The sequence below is a fragment of the Bradyrhizobium sp. PRIMUS42 genome (assembly GCF_023006515.1).
Lineage (GTDB): Bacteria > Pseudomonadota > Alphaproteobacteria > Rhizobiales > Xanthobacteraceae > Bradyrhizobium.
Genome location: NZ_JALBGZ010000252.1, coordinates 1 through 8,189, shown reverse-complemented (window position 1 = coordinate 8,189; position 8,189 = coordinate 1). Strand labels below are relative to the sequence as shown.

Genomic DNA, 8,189 nt, shown 5'->3' with positions numbered 1-8,189 from the left:
AGACGAAGGTGACGACGAGCGCGACCGCGCCGCCGACCATCGCGAGCACCGTCGGCGACAGCCAGGGAAAGCGCGTGCCGCCCCAGGTCAGCACCAGCATGAAGACCACGGCGGAGGCCATCAGCAGAACGCCGCCGAGCCAGTCGACCTTGCGCTTGCGGTGGAATACCGGGATTTTCTTCATCTTCGGCAGCAGCAGGGCGAGCGCCGCGGCTGTCAGCGGCAGATTGATCCAGAAGATCATCGACCAGTGCAGATGCTCGGCGAACACACCGCCGATAACCGGGCCCAAGATGCCGCCGACCATCCACACGCTGGAGAAATAGGCCTGATACTGGCCGCGCTCGCGCGGGCTCACGACGTCCGAGATCACGGTCTGCACGACAGGCATGATGCCGCCGCCGCCGAGCCCCTGAAGGCCGCGCGCCAGGATCAGCATCGGCATGTTCGGCGCGATCGCGCACAGCACCGAGCCCGCGACGAATAGGCTGAGCGAGATGATGATCATGGCGCGTCGGCCGTAGATGTCGCTCAAGGTGCCGAACACCGGCGCGACCGCGGTCGAGGCGAGCAGATAGGCAGTGATGACCCAGGAGAGATTGGAGACGTCCTGGAACTGGCGTCCGATGGTCGGCAGCGCGGTCGCCACGATGGTCTGGTCGAGGGCGGCCAGGAACATCGTCAGCATCAGGCTGATGACGATGGTGCGGACCTCATCCTGTGACAGCGGCGCCGGCGGCGCGATCGATGGGGCGTCATCGACGCTGATGACTTCGCTCGGAAGCCGGGACAGCTCTTCGGCGATATCGTCGGGCAAAGTCTGGATATCGGCAGAACTGCTCTGCCGTTCGAACTTGTTCATCTCGATCGGACGTCGTGGGGCGGCGCAACGCCGCGAAGGATTCGTTCTACCGGAACAACATAGACGGCGAAGTCCTTCTCCGGCAGGCACCGCCGCGCATGGGTGCATCCCACCGACGCACCATCGCGTTTGCGTGAGTGACGTTCCTGGCCTCCCAGTCCGGGCGGCTCGGGACGGCTTCAGAAAGCCACCCCCGTAAACTCCCGGACCCTACAGGCCCAGCGGCTCGAGCAGATCGATCAGATGCGGCTTGTCGGGATCGACGATCACCACTTTCCTGGCGAGCTTGGGATTGTTCTTGAAGAGAGCGCCAAGGCTGTGTTTTGCCGGCGACCAATTCTCCCTGACCGGCTTCTTTGACGCCGGATTTTTCTTCTTTCGGGCCTTTTCCTTGGCTTGCTCCTTTTCCCAGTCTGCTTGTCGCGCGATATCGATTTCATCGACCGGATACGTAAGATGGATCGTGTAGTCAGCGTCGGCGCCCCGGGCCTGCAGCAGCATCTCGAGCGTGGCACGTTCGGGATTGCCATGCTCGCCATCTCCGGAGAAAACGTAGTGATCGGCCGGCAGGCGCTTGAAGAAGATCGTCTCCATGTTGTTGTCGCTGCCGTGGTGCGGAACCTTCAAGAGATCAACGGGCTTCTTGCCGCCTGCTTTCAATAGCCCGGCCTGCTCCATTCCCTCCAGAATCTTGTCGCCTCGGGCGTCGCCCGTCAGCAGCATCGACTTGCCCCCGAGTTCGGCGAGGACGACGATGCTGGACAGGTTCGGAATGGATTCGTCGACGAAAGCCGCCAGCGCGGCTTCGGGCGATTTCTTTTTCTTCTCCTTTTGCGCGCGCAGCCATTTGTCATGCTCTTCCTGCAAGGCAAGCAGTTCCGGCTGCATCGGCCCAACCACCGTTATCGTCAGATCGCCGAGCGTCACTGGCTTCGCGGTTTCGGCCGCAAGGATCAGCTTGCCCTTGAATTTGTGGTTGGGCCTCCAGCCGAGGGCCCTGGCATCGTCCCGCAAGGTGCGCCCCTGCGGAATGCTGGACAGCACTTCGACCGTTTGATGCATACCCTCCTCTTCGATGTCGGCATCGTCCCTGAGCATGCTCTTTCCGAAGCTCGCCAGCACGCTCCCGGAATCGATGCCCGCCGCACCTGCCGCAACCGGCGTCTCGACCGACGCGGTGCCGAAACCCGCCACCAGTTCATGGGGCTTGGTCTTGAGCAGATCGTCGAAACTGTTGTGCCACAGGCTGGTCACGGCGAGACGCACGTCGGGGCTGTTGGTCCGCTGCTCCCTGGTGAGGTCGAGGATTCCCTTGATGTGGTCGTCGTCGACATGGCTCACCATGACGACGTCGACCGCTAGCGCCTCCTCGCCCAGATCGCGTGTTTCGTGGATCTTTTGCAGCCGCGGCTTGAGAAAGGGCTCGTACACATCCGAAGGACCGCCATCGATCAGGATCAGATGTGGATCCTGCTCCGATCCGAAATGAAGCATCAGACAATCGCCCTTGCGCGCCCGCAATACATCCAGACTGAAGAACATGTCCCGTCTCCCTAGATGGATTGAAAGGCGCGCAGCACGTCGAGCATGCCGTGGCCCTGGAAACTTCGTTCGCGACCGAGATCGGTTGCGCTTTCGCACAGGATGCGTTTGACCCGCCGAGGCTGGCCGATCAGCTCCTCGTAGCGCGCCAGCAGCATCGCCGCGGCGCCACTGACGTGCGGCGCGGCCATGCTGGTACCGGATTCAGGGCCCCACTCCTGGTGATTGCCGCCGATGATGCATGATTGCACCCGCTCCCCCGGCGCCACCAGATCGGGCTTGAGGCGACCATCGCCCGTCGGGCCACGGCTCGAGAAGAAGCTCACGCCATAGGTGTGCGGCCAATTGCCGTGCGTGGACCCGACGGTGATGACGCTCTCGCTATTTCCGGGATCCGTGATGCTGAAGGCGGCATAGCTTTCGAAAACGCCGCCGTCGGTTGTCGTGAGCTTCTGGAAGCCGCGATTGCCCGCCGCGGCCACGACCACGACCCCGCTCTCCACGAGCCTCTCGCATTCGTTGCACACCGGCGTGCGCCCACAGGCGTAATTGCGAACGTTGTGCGGGATCGACAGGCTGAGATTGGCGCCATGAATCGTGATGTAGTTGTGCCGCTCGTTCACGTAGCGAATGTATTGTAGCGCGGCGATGACCGCGAATTCAGTATCATCGATGGTCTTGCCCAGAACACGGAAATCGTAGATGCGGATGTCGGGGCACATGCCGTCGGGATGGTCGGTCCTGCTTCCATCGGCGCCGATGATGCCCGCGACGTGGGTGCCATGCAGGCTCACCGGCTGCGGTGGGTTCTTGAGCGTGATCAGCTTTTCGACGACTCCCCAGTTGATGGGACGTTTTGCCCTTGCGTTCGCGGCAATCTCCTTCAGATAGTCCGACGCCGCGGCGGGTTCGATGCCGGCGGCATTCGCAATTTCCTCGAGTTCGGCGGCGGCGATGTCGTCCTCGTCGTTGCTGACGATCTCGCGAATCCTCGTGAAGTCGAACGTCTTCCTGATGCGTGATCTGTCGGGCTTGTCCTGCTCGGCGAAGGCCTCGTGGTCGGCGTCGATGCCGGAATCGAGCACCGCCCAAATGATGTTCTTGCAGTTCACGTTGAACAGGGAGTGCGCGGCATCGGCCTTCACGGCCGGCACGGAGCGGTCGAGCGCCGCCGCCGCGACGCGGTTGAGCGAGACCTGGAAGATGTGGCCTTCGCTCCCGGCTTCGTCGTCGTCGGGATCGTCCGATGCAAGCGCTTTGGGATTGGCCTGAATCACTCCGTAAAGCTCGAACATTCCCGCGATGATTTCGGGGACATGGGGCAGATAGGCGCGGAATGCCTCATCGATCTGCAGCCGCGGCAGATGCGGCACCGGCTCAGGCGGGGCGCTGCCCGGAATGGTCGGACGCTCGAGCTTGCCGATCCAATAAATCAAGCCCGCGAGCGCGATGTACCTTTCGAGTGACGTAAAGTTCTTCTGATCGTCGCCGCGCTGATCAGGCTCTCGTTGGAGCAACGCGTGCAAGTTGGCCTGGTCGATCTTCAGGATTCTTTCCTGAAGCTTCGACTGGCTCCACCATTGCGTCAGAGGCACGAGGATGCGGAGCACTTCGTCGAAATACAGCCTCGCCCCCACGAGGCCCTGCAGATAGGCAACCTTCGCCCTCACCTTCGGCCGCTTCGATGGCGGCGGATTTTCGGCCTGGCGCTCCTGCTGGCGCAGATCTATCCCCCGCGGGATGATTTGGGCAACGGCCGCGGCGGTGACGTTCTTGTGCGGCGTTATCAACACGTCCTGAACGAGGCCCGGATCAAGCGCATAAGCGGCCCAGACGTCACCCAACAAGGGGGAATCCTGGAGCACGCGGCGGTCATCGACCGGACCTAACAGGATATGCTCGACGAGTTCCGCCGGAACCGAGAACTGCAGGGGCCTGTCCGCCTTGGTGGCAGCATCGCTCGGCGGAGGCTGCGTCGTGCCGGACTGCGGTTTTGCAGTCGGTGCATTTTCAGGTGCGCTCGAACCGGATGCGGCTCCCTCCGTCGCGGTCGATAGGGGCGCATCTGCCGATTTCGGCGTGCCCCGGCGCGATCCCCGTCCCTGCTTGCGTTGCTTTGCCACGTTCGGACCTCTGCCTCAGACCCCAGACTGCGGATAGGGAAAGGCCGGCGGCGGCCCGACCGCCGCAACATGCTTGCGCACAGCCGCATCGCAAACCGCGTAACCCCAGTTGATCAACTGTTCCTGGGTCTTCGGGTCGAGCTTCTTCAGCCGCGTCGGCAACTCGGCAAGCCGCATCGTGCGATCCGGTGGACAGTTGAGTGCATCAGACAGCTGGTAGTCGGCAATGTCGGTGCGGATGCCCCAATAGGCGCCCCTGCGCGTTCCCGATTTGAAGGAGTCGACGACCTGGCGCTTGCGCAGCGAACGCACCTGGTTGTCGATCAGGTTGAGAACCCTGTAGGAATGCCGCGGCCAGTCCGTCTCCGGCCGTTCCTCTTCCTGGGTCTTGCCGCCGGCATCACTGACCAGAACGGTCTGGTGCCGCTTCCATGCCGTCTCCAACCCGAGATTGTCATAGACCCCACCGTCGCTGAGAACGACGCGCGTCGTGAATGGCGGGCGTTGGAGATCGAGCCCGGTGCCCGGCACGAAGTCCGCGTCCTCGAGGCGCAGTTCGAACGGGGACAGGACCGGTGGAAACGCGGACGACGCAGCGACTGCCTGCGCCAGGAGAATCTTCGGATTCTTCACCTCGCCAACTCGGTAGTCGCGCATATAGGGCTTCATGAAACGCCAGAGAACGCCCGATTGCACATTGGTTGCGTTGATCACGAAGCGCGGCTCGTCAGGCATGTCCTGCAGCGTCTTGCCGTGAAAGAGGTGATCGTCGTATGCCTCGGCGATACGGTCGCCGATGCTGCCCGGTAACAGCGCGCCCAGGATGACCGACTCGGCGTCGATTGTGACGCCGGCGAAGGCGCGCAACGGCGCGACGAATTTCGGAATGAAATCGCTGTTGACGCTGCCAGGTTTGAAACTGAGGCCGGGCCACGCCAGCGCCAACATGCCGGCAGTGATCGACCCGCCTGAAACGCTCGATATGCGCTTGACGTTCTCCAGCAGCCCCGTCTCATAGAGGCGCCAAAGGACGCCGATATGAAACACCATTGCGCGATACCCTCCGCCGGAAAGGCAAAGCGCGGTGGTCGGTTCTGGTGGCTTGCTCTCGTCGTCGGTCGGTATCGGGTGAACCGGATCAATATTCATCGGACCCCTCAAAAATTTAGGGTACCTCAATAACTTGCAACAACCTGAATAATTACCGTCTTAAATCTACAACCAGCTTAGCGCCTCAACCCTTGAATGTGAAGTGCCTCTGCATGCGACCGCTGCGCACAGCTGCTCAGGGCCGCTTCTTCAGGCGGGCCCGCTTCGGCAGCAAGGCCGGCCATTGCACGATGTGGTCCTCGAGCTCCTCATCCGGGATCTCCTCCTCGCTGCCTTCGACCCGGCCGCGCACGGAGACGCCGGCTTCATGCACGGTGTTGGGATCGCCGGACACCAGCGGATGCCACCAATAGAGGTCGCGGCCCTCGGCAACGAGCTTGTAGCCGCAGCTCGGCGGCAACCAGTTCAAGGTGCGGACATTGGCCGGCGTCAGGCGGACGCAATCCGGAACCTTGTCGGAGCGATTCGGATAGTCCTTGCAGCCGCAGCTGGTACTATCGAGCAGCTTGCAGCCGATATGGGTGAAATAGATCTCGCCGGTGTCCTCGTCCTCGAGCTTGTTCAGGCAGCAGCGCCCGCAGCCATCGCACAGGCTTTCCCATTCGGGCCCCGACATCTCTTCCAACGTCTTGGTTTTCCAGAAGAATCCTTCCTGGCCGGAAGGTCGTTTGGGAACTGCGGTCATGCGCCTCAACAAAAGTTCAAAAGAGCTACGGCAACGCCATCTAGGGCGTGCGGCCGGGGTGGTGCAAGCAACGCGCCTGTGAGGCCCGTAATGACCCGGGGGCAATTAGGCCTGTTGTTCAAAATCGCGAGCGTGACCATTGGTTTATGGGCTCCGCTCGGCTAGAAGGAACAGCAAGTCCCTCGGATGCTGGCCGGGCGCCTTGGGTTTGCCGCAACATTCCCCCAAGACGTCTCGATGCCGCCCCGGCCGGGTGCTTGAACGCTTTCGAAGCGAGCCTCAAGGGTTCTAGGTGCGCCAGATCATACCACCGCATTGGAAGCAGAAGGTCCGGAACTTCTTCCTGGACCTCGATGCGCGCATCGACTCCTCGCTGTTCTCCTCGGCCAAGGGCATCCGCGAGCTCTACGAGCGCTACTCGACCTTCATGGACCGCTTCTATGTCGGGCGGTGGAAGCGCTGGGTGTTCATCGAGCCGCTGTCGGAGGCCGCGACCCTCGGCCTCGGCGGCCTGGTCGTGATGCTCACCCTCGCCATCCCCGCCTTCCGCGAGACCGCGGACGAGGACTGGCTGAAGAAGTCGGATCTCGCGGTGACCTTCCTCGACCGCTACGGCAATCCGATCGGCAGCCGCGGCATCAAGCACAACGACTCGATCCCGCTGGAAGATTTTCCTGACGTGCTGATCAAGGCGACGCTGGCGACCGAAGACCGCCGCTTCTACGAGCATTTCGGCATCGACATCGCCGGCACCGCGCGCGCGCTCGTCACCAACGCGCAGGCCGGCGGCGTCCGCCAGGGCGGCTCCTCGATCACCCAGCAGCTCGCCAAGAACCTGTTCCTGAGCAACGAGCGCACCATCGAGCGCAAGGTCAACGAGGCGTTCCTCGCGGTCTGGCTGGAATGGCGCCTGACCAAGAACGAGATCCTCAAGCTGTATCTGGACCGCGCCTATATGGGCGGCGGCACCTTCGGCGTCGACGGCGCGGCGCATTTCTACTTCAACAAGTCCGCGCGCGACGTGACGCTGGCGGAAGCTGCGATGCTGGCCGGCCTGTTCAAGGCCCCGACCAAATACGCGCCCCACATCAACCTGCCCGCCGCCCGCGCCCGCGCCAACGTCGTGCTCGACAACCTCGTCGATGCCGGCTTCATGACCGAGGGCCAGGTGTTCGGCGCCCGCCGCAATCCGGCCTTCGCGGTCGACCGCCGCGACGAGGCTTCGCCGAACTACTATCTCGACTACGCCTTCGACGAGATGCGCAAGCTGGTCGACACGTTCCCGAAATCGTACACCGAGCGCGTCTTCGTGGTTCGTCTTGCCATGGACGCCAACGTGCAGAAGGCCGCCGAAGACGCGGTCGAGAACCAGCTGCGCCAGTTCGGCCGCGACTATCACGCGACGCAGGCCGCGACCGTCGTGTCCGATCTCGACGGCGGCATCCGCGCCATGGTCGGCGGCCGCGACTACGGCGCCAGCCAGTTCAACCGCGCCACCGACGCCTACCGCCAGCCCGGCTCCTCGTTCAAGCCCTACGTCTACACCACCGCGCTCCTGAACGGCTTCACGCCGAATTCGATCGTGGTCGACGGCCCGGTCTGCATCGGCAATTGGTGCCCGCAGAACTATGGCCATTCCTATTCCGGTTCGGTGACGCTGACGCAGGCGATCACGCGTTCGATCAACGTGGTGCCGGTGAAGCTCTCGATTGCGATCGGCCAGAAGAACGAACCCAAAGCGCAGAACCCGGCCAAGGTCGGCCGCGCCAAGATCGTCGAGGTCGCGCGTCGCTTCGGCCTCAAGGCGCCGCTGCCCGACACGCCGTCGCTGCCGATCGGCTCGGACGAAGTCACCGTGCTCGAGCAC

General features: G+C 62.9%; 6 protein-coding genes. 1 reads left to right on the top strand and 5 read right to left on the bottom strand.

Features of this window, described 5'->3' with window-relative positions:
• From MOV75_RS19395 to MOV75_RS19375, 5 genes are all read right to left on the bottom strand, one after another.
• Positions 1 to 862: MFS transporter (locus MOV75_RS19395; protein ID WP_247006403.1), on the bottom strand; the 862-nt coding region annotated here is incomplete at its 3' end.
• 210 nt (positions 863 to 1,072) lie between these two features.
• A complete protein-coding gene (locus MOV75_RS19390; RefSeq protein ID WP_246928521.1) occupies positions 1,073 to 2,404 on the bottom strand; it encodes a hypothetical protein in 1,332 nt (443 codons plus the stop codon).
• 11 nt (positions 2,405 to 2,415) lie between these two features.
• Positions 2,416 to 4,527, bottom strand: coding sequence for a S8 family peptidase (locus tag MOV75_RS19385; protein ID WP_246928522.1), 2,112 nt, complete (start codon positions 4,525 to 4,527; stop codon positions 2,416 to 2,418).
• 15 nt (positions 4,528 to 4,542) lie between these two features.
• Entirely contained in the window at positions 4,543 to 5,676 is a 1,134-nt protein-coding gene (locus MOV75_RS19380; RefSeq protein ID WP_246928523.1) for a patatin-like phospholipase family protein, read from the bottom strand.
• A gap of 136 nt (positions 5,677 to 5,812) precedes the next feature.
• Complete coding sequence (locus tag MOV75_RS19375; RefSeq protein WP_246928524.1) at positions 5,813 to 6,322, bottom strand: YcgN family cysteine cluster protein; 510 nt, start codon at positions 6,320 to 6,322, stop codon at positions 5,813 to 5,815.
• Between the two features lie 292 nt (positions 6,323 to 6,614).
• Between MOV75_RS19375 and MOV75_RS19370 the strand changes: the two genes are divergently transcribed.
• A partial coding sequence (locus MOV75_RS19370; protein ID WP_247006401.1) for a transglycosylase domain-containing protein occupies positions 6,615 to 8,189 on the top strand: 1,575 nt, incomplete at its 3' end.